The sequence below is a fragment of the Gordonia sp. JH63 genome, assembly GCF_009856645.1.
GTDB classification, from domain to species: domain Bacteria; phylum Actinomycetota; class Actinomycetes; order Mycobacteriales; family Mycobacteriaceae; genus Gordonia; species Gordonia hongkongensis.
Window position 1 is genome coordinate 4,460,040 of sequence record NZ_CP047235.1, and the last position, 22,662, is coordinate 4,482,701.

Below are 22,662 nucleotides of genomic sequence, written 5' to 3' on the forward strand. Positions count from 1 at the left end.
ACCCGTCCATGACTGTCACCACCGACAACGGCGTCGGCGCCGATCTGCGAGCCCCCGACGGCGAGGCCACCATCCATCAGGTGGCGCTGTCCTTCGAAGACGGTGTCACACGGTTCATCTCGTGCCGCGAGGATCAGACCGTCGCCGACGCCTCCTACCGTCAGCGGATCAACATCCCGCTGGACTGCCGCGACGGGGCCTGTGGAACGTGTAAGTCGTTCTGCGAGTCCGGCGATTTCGACGGAGGGGAATACATCGAGGACGCGCTCTCCGACGACGAGTCCGCCGCGGGCTATGCGCTCCCCTGTTGCATGAAGCCCAAGTCCGATCTCGTGCTGCAGATCCCGGCGACCTCCGATGTCGCCAAGACCCAGGCGTCCCGATTCACCGGCACAATCGTCGAACTCGATCGGCTCTCGGACTCGACCATGCGTCTCGAGGTTCGGATCGAGAACCGCGGGGAGCTGGCGTTCCTGCCCGGACAGTACGTCAACATCGAGATCCCCGGCAGCGACGACGGCGAGGGCACCCCGGTGACCCGGTCGTACTCGTTTGCCAACGGCCCGCACGAGGACCGTCTCATCTTCCTCATCAAGCTGAGTCCCGGCGGCGCGATGTCGACCTACCTGACCGACCGCGCCGCGCGCGGCGAGGAGATCGCGTTCACCGGTCCGCACGGATCGTTCTTCCTGCGCGAGGCCACCCGCCCCGTGCTGCTGCTCGCCGGCGGCACCGGCCTCGCGCCGATCTTGTCGATGTTGCGGAAGCTGCACGCCGACAACAGCCGTCGCAAGGTCCACCTCATCTACGGGGTGTCCACCGACATTGATCTGGTCGCCCTCGACGAGATCGAGTTCTTCGCCGAGCAGCTGCCCGGTCTGACGTGGGACCACTGTGTCTCGGACCCGGCCAGTTCCGCGGTCAACAAGGGCTACGTGATGAGCCTGATCGAGCCGGCCCACCTCTACGACGGGGATGTCGCGATCTACCTGTGCGGTCCGCCGCCGATGGTGGAGTCGGTCCGCAAGCACGTCGCCCAGGCCGGCATCGCGCCGACGGGCTTCTACTACGAGAAGTTCGCGCTCGCGGCGCGTCCGGAGGCCGGTGCCGAGACCGGCACGGTCCAGAAGACCGAGGCGCTCAGCGACGAAGCCGCCCCGGTGGCGACGCCGGAGGCGAGACCGGCGCCCGCGCCGGACGCCGACGACCCGATCATCGTGGCGTCCGACGCCCGGTCGATCGCCGGTCAGCAGACCCTCCCGGCCGCCGATCTCGCATCGTGGTCGGGCACCCGGCCGGTCGTAGCCGCCGACGACTCGCTGACCCGCATCGCGGGACAGCCGATGTGGCACAGCGAGTCCGATGACCGCGGACTGGACTCCGATGCGGGGTTGCTGCGACCGACGGCGTCGCATCCGGCGGGTCCGGCACGGTCGATCGCCGGGCAGGAGGTGTTCGCGCCGTCGAGCCTGGAACCGCTGCACGAAGCGGTTCCCGCGGTGGCGACCGAAACGCCCACCGTCGGGGACACCGTGGCGGGACCGGCAGTCGTCGGTTCGCAGGGCTACCAGATCGGCGAGGAGCATCCGGCGATCCACGAGTCGGACGCCCTGTTCGAGGCCCGGGCCGCCCTGGAACTGGGCGCCCTCGAGCTGACGTTCGGGCGCTTGTCCACGCAACAGCTGGCCGGTTACCGTCTGCTCGCCGACGCCACGGTGCCGTACGTGGACGGTGATCGCTTCGTCGATGCCGCGGAGTACACCGAGACCAACGCCGCGTTCCACGACTACCTCTTCGCCCAGACCGGTAACGATCACCTGCTCGAGGCCTACAAGGCGCTCGGCGTCAAGGGCCGCATGAGTGAGGTGCTACGGAACGCGACCTGGTGTCACCCGTTGTGCGCGCAGGACCACATCGATATCGTCTCGGCGTTCGAGGCCGGGGACCACGACGCGGCACGAGCACTGATCACCGCACATGCCGACCGGTCGAAGCAGACCATGCGCAGAGCGATGGCCGACGAATTGGTCTCGCGTCGACCGCGTTTCGTCACCCCGGGCCGGTTCGCCGGCAAGGTCGTCGTCATCACCGGTGCCGCGCAGGGGATCGGCGAGCAGACCGCCCGGCGAATCAGCGCCGAGGGCGGCAAGGTCGTCCTCGCCGACCGATCGGAACTGGTCGCCGAGGTGGCCCGCGATCTCGAAGCGAACGGTCCCGGCGCGGCAGCCGCCATCGCCGATCTGGAGGGTTTCGGCGGCGCCGAGTCGGTGATCCGGCAGGCGTTGTCCACGTACGGTCGGGTGGATGTGCTGATCAACAACGTGGGCGGCGCCATCAACTTCAAACCGTTCGTCGAGTTCACCGAGGAGCAGATCCGGGCCGAGATCGACCGGTCGCTGATGACGACGCTGTACGCGTGCCGGGCGGTTCTGCCGTCGATGACACGCGCCGGGGGCGGGGTGATCGTCAATGTCTCCTCGGCGGCGACGCGAGGCATTCACCGGATCCCGTACTCGGCGGCGAAGGGTGCGGTGAACGCGTTGACCGCGTCACTGGCGATGGAGTACGCCGACGACGGCATCCGAGTGGTCGCCACGGCGCCGGGAGGCACCGAGGCACCGCCGCGTCGGATCTCACGCGGTACACCGGAGCCGCGCAACGAGATCGAGTCACAGTGGTATCAGGCCCACATCGACCAGACGATCGCGTCGTCGTCGCTGCACCGGTACGGCACCCTCGACGAGCAGGCGGCCGCCATCTGCTTCCTCGCTTCCGACGAGGCGTCGTACATCACCGGGACCGTGCTGCCCGTCGCCGGCGGCGATCAGGGTTGAGCTGCTGACTAGTATGGACCGATGATGGTCACCGGCGGGTGCGTCGGCCGCGACCGCGAGATCGAATTGCTCTTCTCGCGGCTCGACGCCGTGTCGGAGTCGGGTTTTCTGGCCGTCACGGGAGATCCCGGAATCGGCAAGTCGACGCTGCTGAGGCACCTGGTCCGGCGGCGACTGTCCGCTCCGACAACCGGTTCCACGTTGTGGGCCGCGGTCTCACCGTGGCGAGCGCACACGCCCGGCGCACTCATCCGGCAGCTGGTACAGGACCGGCCCGACGCCACACCCGCGACCGCTGCCGACCCGACCCCGGACGACCTGCTCGACGCACTACTCGCAGCGGTCACCACTCCTGCAGAGTCATCGACCGAGGTGCCCGGCGACACCGCCGGACTCATCGCCGTCGACGACGCCGACCTCGCCGACGAGGAGTCACTGCAGGCGTTGGTCACTCTCACCCGCGAGCACCGGGATCGCCGAATCCTGGTCGTCGTCACCATGTCTCGGCCGGGCGCCCGGCTCGTCGGCAACGCACTCGACGAGCTACGACTCGACGAGCTACGACTCGACGGCCTGGACCCAACGGGTACTGCCGACCTCGCCGCGCAGCGCGGCATCGTGCTGCACCCGGCGATGCGGGAGGAACTGGCCCGGCACACCGGCGGGAATCCCCGCGACATCGTGGCCCTGCTCGACGAGGTCCCGCCAGGCACCTGGTCCCGCACCGGCGTGGGACTGCCTGCGCCGGCCCACGTCGTCGCGATGGTGCGGAAACGATTGCCGGACAACGGCACCTCGGCTCGCGCGCTCATCGAAGCGCTCGCGATCCTCGACCCCGCCGAGCCTCTCGCCACTGCAGTCGCACTCGCCGGGATCACCGACCCCCTGGCCGCGATCGACGACGCGCAGGCAACCGGTCTGGTGACGGACGACAGGGCGTTGACACCCGCGGAGGCGCAACCGCGTCTCGCCGGACCCCTGGTGCGGGCCGCCGTCCTCGAGGTCCTCGGCATGAAGACCGTGGGCGACGCCCACCGTCGGGCCGCGGACCTCGTCGACGACCCTGCCCGACAGCTCCATCACCGCGTCGCGGCCACCTCGACCGTCGACGCCGCCCTCGCCGACGCCCTCAACGATCTGGCACGCGCCCGCGGCGCCGACGGTGCGTGGGCCGAGGCCGCCGGGCTGTACCGGCAGGCGGGCCGCCTCACCCCCGATCCGTTGCAGCGCGACACACGGGTGACGCTCGCGGTCGATTCGCTTCTCGCCGCGGGCGACTGCACCGGTGCCGGCGCCCTCGTACCGACCGTGGAAAGCCTGCGCGAGACACCGCTGCGCAATGCGACCCTGGCGTACCTCGCCATCCTGCGGGGCCGGTCGGCGGAGGCACAGCTGCGTCTCGACCGGGCGTGGGCGATCGTCAACGTCGAGCGCGAGCCCGATGTCGCCGCCCTGATCGCGCAGCGTTTCGTCCTGCACAATCTGGTCCGATGCCAGGGCACCGAACTGGTCGACTGGGCCGATCGCGCGAACGCGATGGCCGACGCCGGGTCGGCTGCCCGGGTGGAGGCCGCCGTCATACGCGGGCTGGGACTGGCGTGGTCGGGACACCCGGATGCCGCACGCGCCGAGTACGAGACGGTGTCGGAACGGGTTCGATACGGCGCGCAGGCGCAACGCGCAATCATGGGCCGAGGTTGGCTCGAGCTCGGCCTCGACGAGATCGACGCTGCGCGTACCGATCTCGAGACCGCCGTGTCGATGGCGCAGCTCGGTGGCTCCACCCGGATCACGTTGTGGGCGCTGGCCTGGCTCGCCCGGGTCCAGTTCCTCACCGGCGACTGGGACGAAGCCCTGCGTGGCGTCGAGACCGGTCGCGCGCTCGCCCGCAACAGCGGCATCGCGCTCACCACGCCCCTGCTCAACTGGACTGCGAGCCAGATCTATTCGCTGCGCGGGAACTGGGAGGACGCGCATGGAAGTATCGCGCAGAGCAGCACCTCCATCGGCGACTACGAGATCATGCGGATACCCGACCTGCTGGCCCGGGCCCAGCTGGCGGAGGCCGCAGCCGACTACGGCAAGGTCCGGCGAATACTGACGCCGCTCGTCGCGATGGCCGAGTCCGTCCCGGCCCTGTCCGAGCCGGGCCTGTGGCCGTGGGTCGACGTCCTCGCCAACGCACTGGTCCTCGAGGGACGGCATGAGGCCGCCGACGATCTGCTGCGACGCTACGAGATCCGGTCCGCCGAACGGGGCCACCGGTCGTCGGCAGCCCGGATGAAGTACGCACGCGGCCGCCACCTCGGTGCGACCGGTGACATCCACGGAGCACGACGCACCTTCGAGGAGGGCATCGAACTCCTCGACGGTCTCGGCCTGCGCTACGACCAGGCGCGGGTGAACTTCGCCTACGGCCAGACGTTGCGACGTGCGGGCAAGCGCCGGGTCGCCGACGCCGTCATCGGGACTGCCCGCGACCTGTATCTGTCACTCGGCGCGACCACCTACGTCGAACGCTGTGAACGCGAACTGAAGGCGGGCGGTCTCGCGACGTCGCGTGGTGAGAACCACACCGCCACAAAGGGTACCGCCGAACTCACTCCGCAGGAGGAGGCAGTGACCGCCCTTGTCGCGCGCGGCCTGTCGAACCGGGAGGTGGCGGCCGAGCTCTACATCTCACCGAAGACGGTGCAGTACCACCTGACCCGGATCTACGCAAAGCTCGGTGTGCGGTCCCGCGCCGAACTCGCAGCCACCCGCCGGTGACGTCGACCGTGCGTCAGACTCCGTCGACCGTGCGTGTGTACCTGCAGGCGATCTATGCTCCGGCCGTCGCGTAGGCGGCGGTGCGGTCGGTGACCGGCGCACCGGTCCGGTCCTCGACCATCCCCAGGTCCACGCCCGGGGCGAACTCGACGACGTCGAATCCCGTTCCGGCGACGTCGAACACACCGAGGTCGGTGATCACGCGACTCACCACGCCGCGGCCGGTCAGCGGCAGCGCGCAGCCCTCGAGCAGCTTCGGGTCACCCTTCTTGGTGACGTGGTCCATCAGCACGATGACCCGGCCGGCGCCGTTGACGAGGTCCATGGCGCCACCGATGCCCTTGACGAGGGCACCCGGGACCATCCAGTTGGCCAGGTCGCCGTTCATCGCGACTTGCATGCCACCGAGGACCGCGACGTCGACGTGGCCGCCGCGGATCATCGCAAAGCTCGTGGCCGAATCGAAGTACGACGCCCCGGGCAGCACCGACACGGTCTGTTTGCCGGCGTTGATGAGGTCGGGGTCGACCTCGTCGTCGTAGGGAAACGGTCCGACGCCGAGGATGCCGTTCTCGGCGTGCAGGTGGACGCCGGAGTTGTCCGGCATGAGGTCGGGAATCATGGTGGGCAGACCGATTCCCAGGTTGACGTAGTCACCGGGGGCGAGTTCGCGGGCGGCGCGGGCGGCCATCTCGGTACGGGTCCAGGTCATGTCGACACTCCTAGGCTGACGGCGATGCGGTGGGACGTTCACGGACGGTGCGCTTCTCGATCCCCTTGCGCGCGACCTGCTCCGGGGCGAGTTCGACGATCCGCTGCACGAAGATGCCGGGCAGGTGGATCTCGTCGGGTCCGAGCTCGCCGACCTCGACCACCTTCTCCGCCTCGACGATGGTGATGCGCCCGGCCATCGCCGCCGGCGGATTGAAATTACGTGCGGCAGCGTGGAATCGGCAGTTGCCGTCAGTGTCGACGACCGCTGCCCGGATGAGTGCGTAGTCGGTGACGATCGACTCCTCGAGGACCATCTCCCGACCGTGGAAGGTCCGCACCTCCTTGGGCGGCGACGCCTCCGCGATGGTGCCGTCGGAATGGTAGCGCCAGGGCAGCCCGCCCTCGGCGACGAGCGTACCGACGCCGGTGGGGGTGAAGAACGCCCCGATCCCGCTTCCGCCGGCGCGCATGCGTTCGGCGAGGGTGCCCTGAGGCGTGAGTTCGACGGTGACCTCGCCGGACAGGAACTGGCGGCCGAACTCCTTGTTCTCGCCGATGTAGGACGCGACCACCCGGTCGATACGGCGGGCCTCCAGCAGCAGCCCCAGGCCGGCGCCGTCGGCCCCGCAGTTGTTGGAGACGATGGTCAGGTTCGCCGCGCCCTGCTCGAGGAGCGCGTCGATCAGGAAGCCCGGGATCCCGGCCAGCCCGAAGCCGCCGACCGCGATGCTCGCACCGTCGGGGATGTCGGCAACCGCATCGGCGGCCGACGCCGAGAGTTTGATCGGGCCGCCGGGCCGGTCGACGACCGTCTCCGTGGCGGCACTGTCGCGAGTGCTCATTGCTGCTCCAGATGTTCGATGAGTGCGGGAGTGATGGTGTCGGCTTGTTGCGCGTTGGCCAGGTGGGCCGAGTCCGGGACCACCAGCAGGCGGCCGTTCGGCACGGCATCGACGATGTCGCGCAACAGATCCGACGGGGTGGCCGGGTCGTCGGCACCGGCGATCGCCAGTGTGGGCGCGATGATCGACGACAGGTCGGATCGCTGATCCATGGCGGCGATCGCCTCGCAGCAGGCCGCGTATCCCTCCGCAGGAGTGGCGGCGACCATGGCCTCGAACTGTTGTCGGGCTTCGGTGTTCGCGGCGAGGTAGCCAGGAGTGAACCACCGCTGGACCACGGCCGCGGCGACCGCCGAGGTGCCGTCGGCGCGCACGAGTGCGGCACGGTCTGTCCAGCCCTGCGCCGGTGGCAGATACGCCGCCGTGCACAGCAGGGCCAGCCGATCCACTCGTTCGGGATTGCGTGCGGCGACGCGCATCATGGTCATCCCGCCGAGCGACAGCCCGACGAGGTGTGCTCGTTCGATGTCGAAGCGGTCCAGCAGCGCGATGACGTCGTCGGCCAGCTCATCGATCGAGTACGGCCCCGGCGGCACCGGCGAATCGCCGTGCCCCCGGGTGTCATAGCGCACCACGCGGAATCGCTCTTCGAGCGCGGCGACCTGCGAATCCCACATCCGATGCGTCGAACCCAGCGAGTTGGACAGTACGACCGCCGGTCCGTCGGGACGTCCGGTGACGACGGCGTGGACCTGCGCGCTCATCGGGTCGCCTCGAAGATCGCGGCGAGTCCCTGTCCGCCGCCGATGCACATCGTCTCCAGGACGAATCGCGCGTCGCGCCGGCGCGCCTCGTAGGCCGCGGTGGCGAGGATGCGGGCGCCGGTGGCTCCGATGGGATGACCCAGCGAGATCCCGGACCCGTTGGGGTTCAGTCGTTCATCGGTCGGGTCGACCTTCCACTCCGCCAGGCAGGCGAGCACCTGAGCGGCGAAGGCCTCGTTGAGTTCGATGAGGTCGATCTCGTCCAGAGTGAGCCCTGCGCGGTCCAGTGCGGCGGCGGTGGCACCGACGGGGCCGATTCCCATCACCTCGGGCTCGCAACCGGTGACGGCCCACGAACGCAGGGCGAGAAGGGGTTCGAGTCCGCGCCGCTCCGCCTCGGCGCGCGTGGTGACCACGGCCATGGCCGCACCGTCGTTCTGGCCCGAGGCGTTTCCGGCCGTGACCGTCGACTCGGCGTCGATCTTGAGCCTGATGGGACGCAGCGCTGCAAGCGATTCCGCAGTCGCGTCCGCTCGCGGGTGCTCATCGCGGTCGACGACGGTGTCCGTACGGCCGCGTCGGCCCGGGATGGTGACGGGCACCAACTCGCTGGTGAAGCGGCCGCTGTCGTGCGCCGCGATCGCCCGTTCGTGGGATCGGGCCGCGAACTCGTCCTGCTCGGTCCGCGAGATGCCGTACCGCGCACGAAGATTCTCGGCGGTCTCGATCATCCCGCCCGGAACCGGGTGTGACTCGCCGCCCGCGGTCAGACGCCCGCGGTCGAGGCGATCGCGGAGTTCCACGCCACCCTGCTTGATTCCCGACCGAAGACCCAGCGCGTAGTGCTCGACGGTCGACATCGACTCGGCGCCACCGGCGACGACGAGGCGCGCACCGCCGGTCGCGACCATCGACGCCCCGGTCAGGATCGCCTGTAACCCGGAACCGCAGCGACGGTCGATCTGCATTCCGGGTACGCCGACTCCGAGACCGGCGTCCAGAGCCGCGATGCGACCGAGCGCCGGCGACTCACCGTTGGTATAGCCCTGCCCGAGGATCACGTCGTCGACATCACCCTCCCCGAGTCCGGTGCGTCGGACGAGGTCGCGAAGGAGGTCGGTGGCCAGGCGGGTGACGGGCACGGTCGACAGCGCCCCGCCCATGCGCCCGACCGGGGTACGCAGGGGCGAACAGACGACGATGTCGGTACCCGCGTCCGTGATGAGAGAAGCCATGAGTCCACCCTAGGAACCCGCAGCGATATGCAGAAGTATCCGTATCTCGGCATTTGATATGGAGCAGATATCAACGCTCTAGACTGACTCCATGGAACTGCGACACCTGCGCTACTTTCGCGCCGTCGCCGAGGAGCTGCACTTCGGCCGGGCCGCCGAGCGGCTCCACATGGCCCAGCCACCGCTGTCTCAGCAGATCCGCCAGCTGGAGGACGAGCTCGGTGTCGCACTGCTGGTCCGGTCGACGCGTCGTGTCGAGCTGACCCCGGCAGGTGCGGATTACCTGCAGCGAGCCGTCGCGATCCTGGACTCGGTCGACGCCGCCGCCCGGCAGGCGCAACGGATCGCCGACGGGCGGCAGGGCAACCTCGCGATCGGGTGCGTGGGTTCGGCCACCTACTCGCTGTTGCCCGCGCTCGTGCGCGCACTGAGCGACGAACTGCCCGATGTGGACGTCCACGTTCGCGGCGAGATGCTGGCACCGGCCCAGATCGCCGCGCTCGAGTCCGGGGACATCGACCTTGCCCTACTGCGCATGCCCATCAACACCACCGGACTGCGGGTCGAGTCGATCCGCAGCGACCGCCTCATCGTGGCACTGCCCCACGATCATCCGCTCGCCCACGGCGCATCGGATACGCCCGTCGACCTCGCGCTGTTGGGCGGTGACGACTTCATCGTGCACGCGGGCAGCGGGAAGTCGGTCATGCACGGGGTCCTGTCGGCGGCCGCCGGACGCGCGGGATTCGTCCCGCGCATAAGGCACGAGGTCGAGGAGACGTCGACGCTGGTGACACTCGTCGCCGCGGGGGTGGGAGTCGCCCTGGTCCCCGAACCCACCTCGGCGCTCGGAATACCCGGCGTCATTTACCGCCCGCTCGACACCGACGACGAGGTCGAACTGGCCGTCGCGTTCCCCGACGGGCGCCAGTCCCCGCTCGTCGACCGGGTCCTGGCGGTGTTGCGCACCCTCTCCTGAACGCCGCAAACCCACCCCTTTTCGGTATATCCACCCACCACACAGGGGGTGGAAATGCCGAAAAACGGTGGGTTTGCGAATGTCTCGGATCAGCGGTGGGTGAAGTTCGGGTCCCGCTTCTCGACGAAGGCGGCCATGCCCTCGGTCTGGTCGTCGGTCGCGAACGTGGAGTAGAACAGCGCTCGCTCGGCGCGGACACCCTCGACGAGGCTCGACTCGAAGGCGCGATTGACCGCGTCCTTGGCGGCGGCGGAGGCGATCAGCGACTTGGAGGCGATGACCTCGGCGACCTCGATGGCGGCGGCGCGGCAGTCCTCCTTGGGAACGACGCGCGAGACGAGGCCGAGGCGTTCGGCCTCGTCGACCTTCATCTGGCGGCCGGTCAGCACCATGTCCATCGCCTTGGCCTTGCCCACGGCGCGGGTGAGACGCTGCGAGCCGCCGATCCCGGGGATGACGCCGAGGTTGATCTCGGGCTGACCGAAGACGGCGTTGTCACCGGCGATGATGGTGTCGCACAGCATCGCGAGCTCGCAGCCGCCGCCGAGGGCGTAACCGGTGACCGCCGCGATGATCGGCGTACGCGCCCGCGACAGCTCATCCCAGGCACCGAAGAACTGCTCGTTGACCACGTCCGCGTAGGACTTCGACGACATCTCTTTGATGTCGGCACCCGCGGCGAAAGCCTTCTCGGAGCCGGTGATCACGATGGCGCCGATACCCTGGTCGACGTCGAACTCCCGGACGGCACCGACCACTTCGTTCATCAGCTCGGTGTTGAGGGCGTTCAGCGCCTTGGGGCGGTTGAGGGTGATGATGCCCACCCGGCCGCTGGTCTCGACGATGATGGTCTGGTGTTCGGTCACGGTGAGTCCTCTTTCGGTTCGATGACGGGCGGGATGTTACGGGCTGACCCCCACCCGGGGAAGGTCTCGGTCAGGCGGTCGGAAACGTGAGGTCGTCGGGCAGCGGCGCGAAGAAGGCGTCGACGGCGTCCTCGGAGAACGTGGCCCACTTCGGATCGCGGTCCTTGTCGATGACCTGGGCGCGGATACCCTCGGCCATGTCGGGATGCAGCAGGCAACGCACCGACACGCGATACTCGCGCACCAGGGTGTCCTCCAGGGTCGCGTCGCCGGCTGCCTCGCGCAGCGAACGCAGGGTGACGGCCAGTGCAGTCGGGCTCTTCGCCTCGATCGCGTCGGCGGTCTTGTCCGCGAAGGGCGAGCCCACCGCGCGGCATCGTTCGATGATCTCCGAGACCGTATCGGCCGCAAACGCTTCCGCGATCCATCCGCGATGTTCGGCGAGTTCGGAGGCCGGCGCGTCGATGGCGTGCGCGGACAGTGCCGCCTCGATTCCCGACTCGCCGATGGCGGCGAGGAACGCCGGCAGCGACTCCGACGGGACGAAGTGATCGGCCAGACCCATCGCGATGGCGTCGGCCCCGCGCAGGTGACCGGCGGTGAGGCCGGCGTAGGTTCCGAGCCCGTCCGGAACGCGCGAAAGAAGATGCGTACCACCGACATCGGGCACGAAGCCGATACCCACCTCGGGCATCGCGAGTTTCGTACGGTCGGTGACGATGCGGATGTCGCCGTGCGCGGAGACCCCCACCCCGCCGCCCATCACGATGCCGTCCATGATCGCGACGTAGGGCTTGGGATAGCCCGAGATCAGCGCGTTCAGACGGTATTCGTCGAACCAGAACTTCGCCGACGGCGACTGCTCGACGTCACGATCGGTCGACTCGGGATCACCGCTCAACGCGGACGCGTCGCGATGGATGGCGACGATGTCGCCACCGGCGCAGAGGCCCCGCTCACCGGCGCCGGAGAGAACGACGGCCTCGACCGCGTCATCGGCGGCCCAGGCCGCGAGGTGCTCGGCCATCAAGCCGACCATCTCGTGATCGATCGCGTTGATGGACTTCGGACGGTTCAGGATCAGCGACCGCGCCGACCCGTTCTCCTCCGTCAAGACCGATGGTTCCGACACGGGCGAACTCCTCTCCACACCGACAGTTCTCCGATGGTTGCATATCCTAGTAACCGGGGTCCAGCCCGACTCAGGTTAGGGTTACCTCATGGGCTATTCCAGAGCACGCGTTGCCGACGTCGCCGACCTGACGCCCAATCTGCGTCGCATCGTCTTCGACGTGAACGATCTGCCAGGACTCGGCTTGCCCGGCGGAGCCGACGAAGCCGTGGGCATCTACTTCCCACACGACCCCGAGCGTGTCACACCGGACATGGAATGTCGCGACGGCACGTGGGCCTATTACGACACCGACCCGGCGCCCGACGGCCGGAACTACTCGATCCGGTCGGTCGACCACTCCGCCGGCACCATGGTCGTCGACTTCGTCATCCATGCCGCCGGCCCCGCGACACTGTGGGCCCAGCGCGCAGAAGCCGGGCACGACGTGGTGATGACACACGCGCGGTGCTGGTACGCACCACCCGCCGGCGTCGAACGCCTGATCCTCGCCGCCGATCTGGCCGGACTCCCCGCCCTGGCCCGAATCCTCGACGAACTGCCGTCGACCGACGGTGTCACCGCCGTGGTCGAGGTGCCCGCTCCGACCGAACTGGCCTATCTGCCCGAGCGCGACGTCGAGCTGATCACGCTCGTCGGCGGCAACTCCCGCACGCCGAGCCGTCTCGCGGACACGGTCTGCGGACTCACCCTGCCGACCTCGGGCGCGTACTGCTGGTTCGCCGGCGAGGCGGCGGAGTCGCGTGCGATCCGCAAGCACCTGCGCGGCAATCTTCGCTGGGACCGCCGGTCCTACGACGTCATCGGCTACTGGCGCGTCGACGCCGAGCGATGGACGCAGGCCTATGTGGAGCGGGGCGCGGAACTGTTCGCCGTCTACCGCCAGGCGCTCGACGACGGCAAGAGCGAGAAGCAGGCGTCGGAAGAGTTCGACGAGGCGCTCGAACGGGCCGGCCTCTAGTACTCGGCGACCATACCCTTGTCGGGGGCACGAAACATCGTCCACAGGAACCGGGGTATGACCCGCTTTGGCAGCGGCGACGGCCAGTCCCGTCCGCGCATCAAGGCGTCGGTTCCACCGTCGACGGTGACGACCGCGCCGGCCATGAAGTCCGCCGCCGGCGACAGCATCAGCATGACCCAGGCGGCGAGCTGGTCAGGAGTTCCGTACTCGCGCACCGGAACCGGAAACGACTTCACGTGCCCGGCCTGCGGACCGTCGAGTTGCGACTGCAACAGCGGCGTCATGACCGGCCCGGGAGCGAGGACGTTGACCCGGATGCCCTCACCGGCCCACTCGGTCTCCGTCCCGTGCAGGCGGCACCACTGCGTGACCGCGATCTTCGACGACGCATAAGCCACCGGGCCCGTGACGCCGCGCCGGCGTCGGATCACCCGGACGGCCCCCTCGGGGTCGCCACCCAGCAGGCGTCGGATGGCGGATTTCGGGACCAGCGGCGTGACCGTCGTCGAATTCGACCCGAACACAACCACTTTCGCCTTCTCCGCGGCGGCCAGGGCGGGCCGCCAAGCGGTCAGCAGCTCGGTCACCCCGAACACGTTGACCTCGACGATCATCCGCTCCCGCCCGGCCGCGGGGCCCATGCCCGCGGCCAGCACGGCCCCGTCGAGTTGCCCGCCGGATCGGGCGAGGACCTCGTCGGCCGCGCGGCGTCGGCCATCGGGTGTCGACAGATCGGCGACGACGTCGGCATCGCGCTGATCGACCCCGATCACGGTGTGACCGTCCGCGCGCAAGGCGGCGGCCACCGACGCACCCATCCCCGACGCCGAGCCCGTCACCACGTATGTGCCGGCCGAGGTCACGCCAATCCCCTTTTCCCGCGCTCGGATTCATCGGCCGCACCGTGCCGGTGCTGGGTCCGCTCGTAGGCGTCGTTGAAGGCACGCAGCTCGTGGAGCAGGGCCTGCGGCGAGCCCGGGGCCAGATCGGCGAAGACCTGCTCGAGCCGTTCGGCACGCAGCAGGCCGTCGCGCCGGAACGCCTCTCGCCCGGCCTCGGTCGGGCGGATCAACTTCGACAACGAGTCCTCGACCTCGAACCGCTCGACGTAGCCGTGTTTGATGGCGGCGTTGACCTGCCGGTTGACCGTCGACTGCTCGAGCTGGAGGTCGGCGGTCAGCTCCCGCAACGTCCGCGGCCGACCGTCGGAGAGAATCCAGAGGATCGCGAAGGCCGAGCGTTCCAGGCCGACCGCGGGGTGCACCAGGCTGCGACGCCGTGACATCCGCAGCAACTCCTGCGCCAGGTCACGATGCACCGGCGACTGCCAGGGCGCATGATCCTCCGACATCTCTCCTCCATCTGTCGACGTGGACAATCTACTGTCCGATTTGCATGTGTACATTACATATGTATGCTGCATACCTCGAAGGAGGTCTCCCCCATGAGCCAAGTACGAGGTTCCGCGCCCGAGCTGACCGACCACGCGTCCGACGCCGTCGAGAAGGCACCCGCCGGCGCGATCGGCAGCGTCGTGGTGCTGTGTTTCGGCGGCTTGGTCGCCTCGCTGATGCAGACGCTGATCATCCCGATCCAGCCCGACCTGCCCCGTCTTCTCGGGACATCGATCGGCAACGCATCGTGGATCATCACCGCGACCCTGCTCGCCGCCGCCGTGGCCATGCCGATCGCCGGACGCCTCGGCGACATGTTCGGCAAGCAGCGTGTCCTCTTGGTGAGCGCGGTGCTGCTCACCGTCGGTTCGCTGATCTGCGCGCTGGGCGATTCGCTCATCCCGCTGATCATCGGACGCGGCGTGCAGGGCCTGGCCATGGGATTCATCCCCGTCGGTATGAGCCTCATCCGAGAGATCACTCCGCCCCGGATCACCTCGATGGCCGTCGCTGCAATGAGTGCCACGCTCGGCGTCGGCGGTGCGATCGGCCTACCGCTGGCGGCCTGGATCGTGCAGACCTGGGATTGGCACGCCCTGTTCTACGTGGCAGCCGGTCTCGGCGTCCTCGTCACGGTCGCGGTCCTCGTCCTGGTCCCGCGCGTGAACGACGCCGCGGGCGGCCGCATCGACGTCCCCGGCGCGATCGGGTTGGCCGTGGGACTGTCCGCCTTCCTCATCGCCGTCTCGAAGGCGAACGACTGGGGTTGGACGTCCGGCGCCACACTCGGACTCGGTATCGGCGGAATCCTGGTGTTGATCGGATGGGGATTCTTCGAACTGCGACAGCGTGAGCCGCTCGTCGACCTGCGCACCACCGCACGGCCCGCCGTCCTGCTGACCAACATCGCCGCCGCGGCGATCGGCTTCGGCATGATGGCCCAGTCCATCGTGCTGCCGATGCTGCTGCGCCTCCCGGAGGCCACCGGTTATGGTCTAGGACAGTCGCTTCTGGCCGCGGGGCTGTGGATGGCGCCCGGCGGGCTGATGATGATGATCTTCGCGCCCATCTCGGGCATCCTCATCAACCGGATCGGCGCCAAGATCACCCTGGCCATCGGCGCGGCCATCCTGGGATGCGGTTACCTGCTCGCCTTCTTCCTCATGGACGCGGCCTGGAAGCTGATGCTGGCCTCGATCGTGTGTGCCATCGGTGTGGGTGTCGGCTACGCGGCGATGCCGACCCTGATCATGGGATCGGTGCCGGCCACCGAAGCCGGTGCCGCCGTGGGGCTCAACGGACTCATGCGTTCGCTGGGCACCACCGTCGCCTCCGCCGTGATGGCACTGATCCTGGCCAGTGCCACGATCTCGCTCGGCGGCACCGAGGTGCCCGACGAGTCGACGTTCACCTGGTGCTTCCTCGTCGCCGCGGCTGCCGCCTTCGTCGGCATGGCGATCACACTGACCATCCCCTCGCGTCGCGGATCGTCGAATGTGCCGGAGGAGCAACCGCTTCCGGCTCGGGGCTGACAGGGGTACCGCTTCGTTAGAGGGCGCGTGCCCACTGCTCCTCGAAGTGCGAGCGAAGCGAGCCACCAACTGCTCCCTGAGGTGCGAGCGAAGCGAGCCACCAACTGCTCCCTGAGGAGGCCGGAGCTTGCGCAGGCCGTCACGAAGGGTCCTGGTGAGATCCATCGCCAAGCCCTTCGTGGCTCGTCGCTTGCGCTCCTCGCACCTCAGGGAGCAATGGCTATGTCGTTCTTTCGGATAGGGAGCAGGGGGTCGCGCTCGCCAGGGAGCAGAGGGCGCCGGCTCACTCCGGCCGCGGGTCGGCGGTGCGACGGAGCGTCACCCGATACGTGTAGTGCTCGGGAAGGAAGTGGCTGACCGCGAGTTCGACTGCCCGGCCGCGTGAATCGGTGTACAACCGGTCCACCCGGAGCACCGTGTGCCCCACCGGGCATCCGAGCCGTGCGGCGGTCTCGGCATCGGCGATGGTGGCGGTGATCGACTGCGCACACTCCTCGATCGGGTGCAGGAGATGAGGTTCCAGCAGGCCGATCATCGTGTGATCACTCCGCGCTCCGGTCTCGACTTCCGGGGCGTCGATCACGAGGCGTGCGACCGACTCCGGCCACCACACGGTGGTCACCGCGAACGGGACACCGTCGTGGAATCGCTGGAAGACGATGCGGTACACCACGTCGGTGTCCAGTCTCAGGCGACCGGCCGCCTCGAGATCCACGCGGCGCGAGGGTGATTCGATCACCTGCATCTCGGTGTCCGTCGACAGGTTCATGAGGTCCTCGATCGAACCCAGCTGGCGCAGGTACTGACCCGCGGTCTCGGTCGCGAATGTTCCCCGGCCGGGCACGCGGTACACCGAGCCCTCGGTCACGAGTTCGAGGAACGCGCGGCGGACGGTCTGCCGGCTGAGCCCGTACTCCTGGGAGAGCTCGGATTCGGTCGGCAGCCGCGCACCGCCGGCGTATCTGCCCGCGACGATCCGCGCGCGCAGTTCCGCGGCCAGCGTCTTGTACGCAGGTGCGGACTGCTCGGACTCGCGCATGGAACCCACTCTCCCGCCGGGCGACGGCGTGCCGCTCAGATCCCGCCGCGCGACACGAGTTGCGCCGCAATGACATTGCGTTGGATCTCGTTGGTGCCCTCGCCGACGATCATCAGGGGCGCGTCCCGGAAGTATCGCTCGACGTCGAACTCGGTGGAGTACCCGTAACCACCGTGGATGCGGACGGCGTTCAGGGCGATTTCCATCGCCACCTCGGAGGCGTAGAGCTTGGCCATCCCCGCCTCCATGTCGCAGCGCTCACCCCGGTCGTACTGTTCGGCCGCGTGCCAGGTCAGCTGGCGCGCTGCGGTGAGCTTGGTCGCCATGTCGGCGAGATAGTTGCCGATCGACTGATGCTTCCAGATCGGCTGTCCGAAGGATTCCCGCTGCTGCGCGTAGGCGAGCGAGTCCTCGAGTGCCGCGGTCGCGACGCCCAGCGCTCGGCAGGCGACCTGGATTCGACCGGTCTCCAAGCCCTTCATCATCTGACCGAATCCCTTGCCGGGCACCTCGCCCAGGATCGCCGTCTGCGGGATGCGGTAACCGTCGAAGGACAGCTCGCAGCTCTCGACACCCTTGTAGCCGAGCTTGGGCAGGTCGCGTGACACGGTCAGCCCGGGTCCGTGTTCGACGAGCACGATCGAGATGCCCTTGTGGCGCGGCTGCGCGCCGGGATCGGTCTTGCACATCAGCGCGATCAGCCCGGAACGCCGGGCGTTGCTGATCCAGGTCTTCGCACCGTTGATGACCAGCTCGTCGCCATCGGTCTTCGCCACGGTCGACATCGCCTGCAGATCCGACCCGCCGCCCGGTTCGGTGAGCGCCATGGTGGCGCGCAGTTCACCGGTCGCCATCCGCGGCAGGTACTCGAGCTTCTGCTCGTCGGTGCCGAACAGCGTCAACAACTTCGCGACAACCGTGTGCCCACCCATCGCGCCGGCCAGACTCATCCAGCCGCGCGCGAGTTCCTGGGTGACCTGCGCATAGCACGGCATCGACACCGGCGAACCGCCGAACTCCTCGGGCACCGCCAGCCCGTAGATGCCGATCTGCTTCATCTGCTCGATCCACTTCTCGGGATATTCGTTGGCATGCTCGACCTCCTGGACCGACGGCTTCACCTCGCGGTCGACGAAGGACCGCACAGTGTCGACCAGGAATGCCTCTTCGGCGGAAAGTGAGCTCATGACGGTGCCCCTACGATCTACGGCGGATTTGTACGGCCATTTTGTCGATCCCCGTCGGACCTGTCAACACTTCCCAAAGCTCGGCGCGGTCTGATACAACCGGAACCGCATCACATATGGCCGCACATTTGATCTCGACCCCTGGAGCAACCGTGCAGAGAAGACGAGCCGTCCTGGTCGCGCCCGCCTCCGACGACCGCAAGGCCCGCAAGGCGCTGGCTTCGATCGCCGATGAGGTCGTGCTCGACCTCGAGGACGCGGTGACCCCGGCGAACAAGGACTCCGCACGCGCAGCGGCCGCCGACCTGGTCGCCGAGTTCGGCGCCGACCGCGCGATCTCGTTGCGCATCAACGCGATCGACACGCCTTGGGCCGGCGCCGATCTCGCCGCCTGCGCCCAGATGCCGAACCTGACGTCGGTGGTGCTGCCGAAGGCCGACTCGCCCGCCGACCTCCGGTCGGCCGACGAGCAGCTCGGCCGAGCGTCGGTCCGCCTGCAGGCGTTGCTCGAATCACCGCGCGGCATCCGTGACGCCGGCGCCATCTGCGCGGCCACAAACCGGCTCGATGCCGTCCTCATCGGTTACGCCGATCTCGCCGCATCATTGGGACGCAGCCCCGACCTGCCGATGCGGACGTGGCACGTCGTCCAGGACTCGGTGTTGCTCGCCGCGCGCGCGGCCGGCGTGGACGTCATCGACGGACCGCATCTGACGATCGCCGACGACGACACCTTCCGCGACGCCAAGCGCTGGGTCCGCGACCTCGGCTTCGACGGCACCTGGGTGATCCATCCGGCTCAACTGCAGTCCGCCATCGACATCTTCACCCCGGACGCCGCCGCCGTGGAGGACGCACGACGGGTGCTCGACGCACTCGAGCAGGCAGCCGCCGCGGGTGCCGGTGCGGCCGAGCTCGACGGCCGAATGCTCGACGAGGCGCTCGCCGTCTCCGCGCGGCGCGTCCTCGCCAAGGCTGCGTCCGAATGAGCGCGTCCGAGCCGGTCGCCGTGGGCGGCCCGTTCTTCGACGAACTGTCCCATGGACAGTTGTTCGACGACGCGCCGTCGCTCACGTTGACATCCGGTCTCGCCGCGACGCACCAAGCGATTCTCGGTGACCGCCTTCGACTCTCGCTCGACGCCCATCTCTCGGATCGCGTGGTGGGTGGCGTCCTCGCCCATCCCGGCCTGGTCACCGACGTCGCGATCGGTCAATCCACGCTGGCCACCCACCACGTGAAGGCGAACCTCTTCTACCGCGGCCTGCGGTTCCTGAGCCACCCCCGGATCGGCGACACGTTGACGACCGTCACCGAAGTGGTCGGGCTGCGCGAGAACACACCGAAGCCAGGACGTGCGCCGACCGGGCTCGCCGCGCTCCACATGGTCACCACCGATCAGACCGGCGTCACCGTCCTCGACTTCTACCGGTGCGCGATGCTGCCGTTGTCACCCGACGCCGATCCCGGGCGGACCGTGCACGCTGACGACCTGAGCACCATCGGACCGGGAGACGATGCGCAACCGTTCATCCCCGAATGGGACCTCGACACCTATCGCGAATCCGCACGCGGACAACATTTCTCATCCGAGTTTGCCGGACGCGCCTTCTCCTCCAGCGCCGACGTGGTGTCCAGCGCACCCGAACTCGCCCGGCTCTCGCTGAACATCGCAGCCACCCACCACGACGAGCGGGTGGCCGGTGCGGCCGCCGGCGGTCGGCTGGTCTACGGCGGGCACACCATCGGACTGGCCCTCGCGCAGGCGAACCGGGCGCTGCCGAACCTGGTGACGGTGACCGGCTGGGATTCGTGCGACCACACCGGACCGGTGCACGAGGGCGACACCCTCAGTTCGACGATCCTCGTCGAGGAGGCGACGCCGCTCGCCGCCGGCGGCGTCCTGCGCCTGCGCTCCACCGTCGTCGCACACGGCGACGACTCCGATCGCGAGGTCCTCGACTGGCGTTTCCGCGTCCTGATGGCCTGATCGTCTGCCGAATCCCCCATTCCACTCCAGGAGTTTCCGCGCATGAGCTCGCATCCCCGTCCGCTCGAAGGCCTCCGCGTCGTGGAGGTGTCGAGCTTCGTCGCCTCACCCCTGTGCGGCCTGACCCTGTCGCAGCTCGGCGCCGAGGTGATCCGGGTCGACCCAATCGGCGGGGCCGCCGACATCAACCGCTGGCCGGTCACCGATGACGGCAACTCGATCTACTGGACCGGGCTCAACCGCGGCAAGAAGTCCGTCACCGTCGACTTCCGTGACCCCCAGGGACAGCGAATGATCCAGGATCTTGTCATCGACAGCGGGCCGGGCGGCGGAATCCTGGTCACCAACGCGGGCGGACGGTCGTGGATGAGTCACGAGACGCTGTCGGCGCGGCGCTCCGACGTCATCACCCTGGAACTGCTCGGCCGGACCGACGGCACTCCCGGAGTCGACTACACAGTCAACGCGGCACTCGGATTCCCGTCGATCACCGGCCCCACCGACTACGCCGGCGTCGTCAATCACGTACTGCCGGCGTGGGATGTCGCGTGCGGCCTCTATGCCGCACTGGCGATCACGGCCGCCGTCCGGCGCCGCGACCAGAACGGGATGGGGGCGCAGATCACCCTGCCCCTGGAGGACACCGCTCTCGCCATCGCCGGGACGCTCGGCTATCTCACCGAACCGCAGCTGAGTGGCGACACCCGACCGGCCACCGGGAACGACGTATACGGCACCTACGGAACCGATTTCGTCACCGCGGATGACTCTCGCTTCATGCTCGTCGCCCTGACCCCGCGGCATTTCCGCGGGCTGGTCGAGATGACCGGGACCGGCGAGGCGGTCGCGGCCGTCGAACGGGCGCTGGGAGCGGACTTCGTCAGGGAGGACGACCGGTACATTCACCGCGGTGTCCTCACACCGCTGTTCGCGGCGTGGTTCGCGCGACACACGTCTGTCGAGGTCGAGGCCGCGCTGGCGCAGACCTCCGTGCTCTGGGAGCGTTACCGGACTTTTGACGAGGTCGTCGAATCAGGTGTTCTGCAGCGCAATCCGCTCTTCACCGAGCTGGAGCAGCCCGGCATCGGCACCTACCTGGCCGCCGGCCTGCCGGCCATTTTCGACGGTGAGCACTACTTCGCCGGGCCGGCCCCGGACCTGGGCTCGTCGACGGGGTTCTGAAGGTCGTTCACCTGTGACCCCTCCGCTCCCTGAGCTGAGGAGCGAGCTTGCGAGCGTCACGAAGGGTCTGGCGAGACACGTTACGGGACCCTTCGTGACGCGCCCTCCGCAAGCTCCGGGCGCTCCTCAGGGAGCAGGGGGCAGGTCGTTCTCTCGGGTTAAGGAGCAGGGCCGTGCCGCTCGCACCTCAGGGAGCAGGGGACGACGAACTCACCTGTGCGCCAGATGATCCGGGCGTGGCTCGGTCCCGCCGAACGGCGCCTGGAGGGCGTTCGATTTCGCGTTGAAGACGACGAACAGATTGCTGCGCGGGAAGGGCGTGATGTTCCTGCCGGACGCGTGCATGCAGTTCGAGTCGAAATACAGTGCGGACCCGGCGGGGCCGGTGATCGTGTCGATGCCCAGTTCGTCGGCGAGGCTCGCGACATCCTCCTCCTCCGGTGTCCCGAATGGCGGCCGATACGACGTCAGCGATTCCCGGTGGTAGTCATCAGGTGTCTCGCCCACGCAGCTGACGAACCGGCGGTGTGATCCCGGGATGATCATCAGCGGACCGTTGGTGGTGTGGTTCGGCGTCAAGGCCAGCGAGACGCTCAGCGCACGTGGGGCGGGCATGCCGTCCTCGGCGTGCCACGTCTCGAAGTCCGAGTGCCAGTAGAACGGACCGCCCGCGAACCCGGGTTTCAGGTTGATGCGGCTCTGGTGGATCGTGACGTCGTCGTCGAGGATCTGCCGGGCCACCCCGGCAATCGTTTCACGCGAACATATCTCGGCGATGACGTCACTGAGCTGATGCACCGCGAACAGCGATCGCACCTGCCCGCTCGATGATTCGCGGATCACCCGATCGTCGTCGCCGAGCCGCTCGGTGATGGACTCCACCTCGCGTAGGCAGTCGGCGATGTCGGCGTCCGAGAGAATGTTTGTCTCCGTGTGGTATCCGCGATCGGCATAGTGCCGGAGTTCGGGCGCGGACAGCGGGCCCGGGTTTCCCATGCTCCCCCACACGGTGTTGTGTGGGCGCGGTTCGATCTGGCTGCGCTGCGCGAGCCGGGTGCGGTAGACGTCGACGGGTGTGCTCGTCGACTGCGCGCCGGGCGAGACATCGGCGGCTTCTGGAGTTCTGGCTGCTGTGTGAGTTACCACGATCGCAACGATCCTTTCCCTCATCCGGCGGGCCGCTCGCGGAGCAGTTCTGCCCCGGCGGCAGGCAAGGTGATTGTGTTGTGCGCGACCGTC

General features: G+C 68.5%; 19 protein-coding genes. 8 read left to right on the plus strand and 11 right to left on the minus strand.

The genetic code is table 11. The annotated features are described in order from the left end of the window. Positions 1–8: 8 nt before the first annotated feature. Both benC and GR168_RS19740 read left to right on the plus strand, forming a co-directional pair. Positions 9–2,834 (plus strand): benzoate 1,2-dioxygenase electron transfer component BenC, encoded by a 2,826-nt coding sequence (gene benC, locus GR168_RS19735; RefSeq protein ID WP_159371498.1) that lies wholly within the window; start codon positions 9–11, stop codon positions 2,832–2,834. Positions 2,835–2,855: 21 nt separating this feature from the next. Next, entirely contained in the window at positions 2,856–5,603 is a 2,748-nt protein-coding gene (locus tag GR168_RS19740; protein WP_159371499.1) for a LuxR family transcriptional regulator, read from the plus strand. 52 nt (positions 5,604–5,655) lie between these two features. Here the strand turns inward: GR168_RS19740 and GR168_RS19745 are convergent, their stop codons facing one another. The 4 genes from GR168_RS19745 to GR168_RS19760 are packed head-to-tail and all read right to left on the minus strand — an operon-like array spanning position 5,656 to position 9,158. Next, complete coding sequence (locus GR168_RS19745) at positions 5,656–6,315, minus strand: 3-oxoacid CoA-transferase subunit B (RefSeq protein WP_159371500.1); 660 nt, start codon at positions 6,313–6,315, stop codon at positions 5,656–5,658. A gap of 10 nt (positions 6,316–6,325) precedes the next feature. Further along, positions 6,326–7,159 carry a CoA transferase subunit A gene (locus GR168_RS19750; protein ID WP_058249753.1) on the minus strand — a complete coding sequence of 278 codons (834 nt, stop codon included), beginning with the start codon at positions 7,157–7,159 and terminating at the stop codon, positions 6,326–6,328. Next, a complete protein-coding gene (gene pcaD, locus GR168_RS19755) occupies positions 7,156–7,923 on the minus strand; it encodes a 3-oxoadipate enol-lactonase (RefSeq protein ID WP_058249752.1) in 768 nt (255 codons plus the stop codon). The genes GR168_RS19750 and pcaD overlap by 4 nt, the downstream gene beginning before the upstream one ends. Continuing rightward, on the minus strand, positions 7,920–9,158 hold the full coding sequence (locus GR168_RS19760) for an acetyl-CoA C-acetyltransferase (RefSeq protein WP_159371501.1): 1,239 nt from the start codon (positions 9,156–9,158) through the stop codon (positions 7,920–7,922). The genes pcaD and GR168_RS19760 overlap by 4 nt, the downstream gene beginning before the upstream one ends. Positions 9,159–9,249: 91 nt before the next feature. Between GR168_RS19760 and GR168_RS19765 the strand changes: the two genes are divergently transcribed. Beyond that, complete coding sequence (locus GR168_RS19765; RefSeq protein WP_159371502.1) at positions 9,250–10,137, plus strand: LysR substrate-binding domain-containing protein; 888 nt, start codon at positions 9,250–9,252, stop codon at positions 10,135–10,137. 89 nt (positions 10,138–10,226) lie between these two features. Here the strand turns inward: GR168_RS19765 and GR168_RS19770 are convergent, their stop codons facing one another. Continuing rightward, positions 10,227–11,003, minus strand: coding sequence for an enoyl-CoA hydratase (locus GR168_RS19770; protein ID WP_058249749.1), 777 nt, complete (start codon positions 11,001–11,003; stop codon positions 10,227–10,229). Between the two features lie 70 nt (positions 11,004–11,073). Then, the gene (locus GR168_RS19775) at positions 11,074–12,135 is read right to left on the minus strand and encodes an enoyl-CoA hydratase/isomerase family protein (RefSeq protein ID WP_159371503.1); all 1,062 of its coding nucleotides are present in this window, start codon (positions 12,133–12,135) and stop codon (positions 11,074–11,076) included. Positions 12,136–12,223: 88 nt separating this feature from the next. On the opposite strand from GR168_RS19775, the gene GR168_RS19780 reads away from it, so the two are divergent. Further along, positions 12,224–13,096, plus strand: a complete 873-nt coding sequence (locus GR168_RS19780) for a siderophore-interacting protein (protein WP_058249747.1) — start codon at positions 12,224–12,226, stop codon at positions 13,094–13,096. On the opposite strand, the gene GR168_RS19785 is transcribed toward GR168_RS19780, so the two are convergent. Together GR168_RS19785 and GR168_RS19790 are read right to left on the minus strand one after the other, a co-directional pair. Next, positions 13,093–13,962 (minus strand): SDR family oxidoreductase, encoded by an 870-nt coding sequence (locus GR168_RS19785; RefSeq protein WP_159371504.1) that lies wholly within the window; start codon positions 13,960–13,962, stop codon positions 13,093–13,095. The two genes, GR168_RS19780 and GR168_RS19785, sit on opposite strands and share 4 nt — an antisense overlap. Next, positions 13,959–14,450 carry a MarR family transcriptional regulator gene (locus GR168_RS19790; protein WP_159371505.1) on the minus strand — a complete coding sequence of 164 codons (492 nt, stop codon included), beginning with the start codon at positions 14,448–14,450 and terminating at the stop codon, positions 13,959–13,961. The genes GR168_RS19785 and GR168_RS19790 overlap by 4 nt, the downstream gene beginning before the upstream one ends. 93 nt (positions 14,451–14,543) lie before the next feature. On the opposite strand from GR168_RS19790, the gene GR168_RS19795 reads away from it, so the two are divergent. Beyond that, complete coding sequence (locus GR168_RS19795; protein WP_159371506.1) at positions 14,544–16,025, plus strand: MFS transporter; 1,482 nt, start codon at positions 14,544–14,546, stop codon at positions 16,023–16,025. Positions 16,026–16,308: 283 nt separating this feature from the next. Here GR168_RS19795 and GR168_RS19800 read toward each other — a convergent pair whose 3' ends face one another. Further along, positions 16,309–17,064: a GntR family transcriptional regulator gene (locus GR168_RS19800; RefSeq protein ID WP_159371507.1), complete on the minus strand. Its 756-nt coding sequence runs from the start codon at positions 17,062–17,064 to the stop codon at positions 16,309–16,311. Positions 17,065–17,099: 35 nt separating this feature from the next. Next, complete coding sequence (locus GR168_RS19805) at positions 17,100–18,251, minus strand: acyl-CoA dehydrogenase family protein (RefSeq protein ID WP_065632513.1); 1,152 nt, start codon at positions 18,249–18,251, stop codon at positions 17,100–17,102. 116 nt (positions 18,252–18,367) lie between these two features. Between GR168_RS19805 and GR168_RS19810 the strand changes: the two genes are divergently transcribed. Genes GR168_RS19810 through GR168_RS19820 form a run of 3 tightly spaced genes read left to right on the plus strand, consistent with a single transcriptional unit; the run spans position 18,368 to position 21,423 of the window. Then, positions 18,368–19,240, plus strand: coding sequence for a CoA ester lyase (locus GR168_RS19810; protein WP_065632512.1), 873 nt, complete (start codon positions 18,368–18,370; stop codon positions 19,238–19,240). Continuing rightward, positions 19,237–20,241 (plus strand): MaoC family dehydratase, encoded by a 1,005-nt coding sequence (locus GR168_RS19815; protein ID WP_065632511.1) that lies wholly within the window; start codon positions 19,237–19,239, stop codon positions 20,239–20,241. Before GR168_RS19810 ends, GR168_RS19815 begins: the two co-directional genes overlap by 4 nt. A 42-nt stretch (positions 20,242–20,283) precedes the next feature. Continuing rightward, positions 20,284–21,423 (plus strand): CoA transferase, encoded by a 1,140-nt coding sequence (locus GR168_RS19820; RefSeq protein ID WP_065632510.1) that lies wholly within the window; start codon positions 20,284–20,286, stop codon positions 21,421–21,423. Between the two features lie 210 nt (positions 21,424–21,633). Here GR168_RS19820 and thpD read toward each other — a convergent pair whose 3' ends face one another. Further along, a complete protein-coding gene (gene thpD / locus GR168_RS19825; RefSeq protein ID WP_159371508.1) occupies positions 21,634–22,569 on the minus strand; it encodes an ectoine hydroxylase in 936 nt (311 codons plus the stop codon). Between the last annotated feature and the right edge of the window lie 93 nt (positions 22,570–22,662).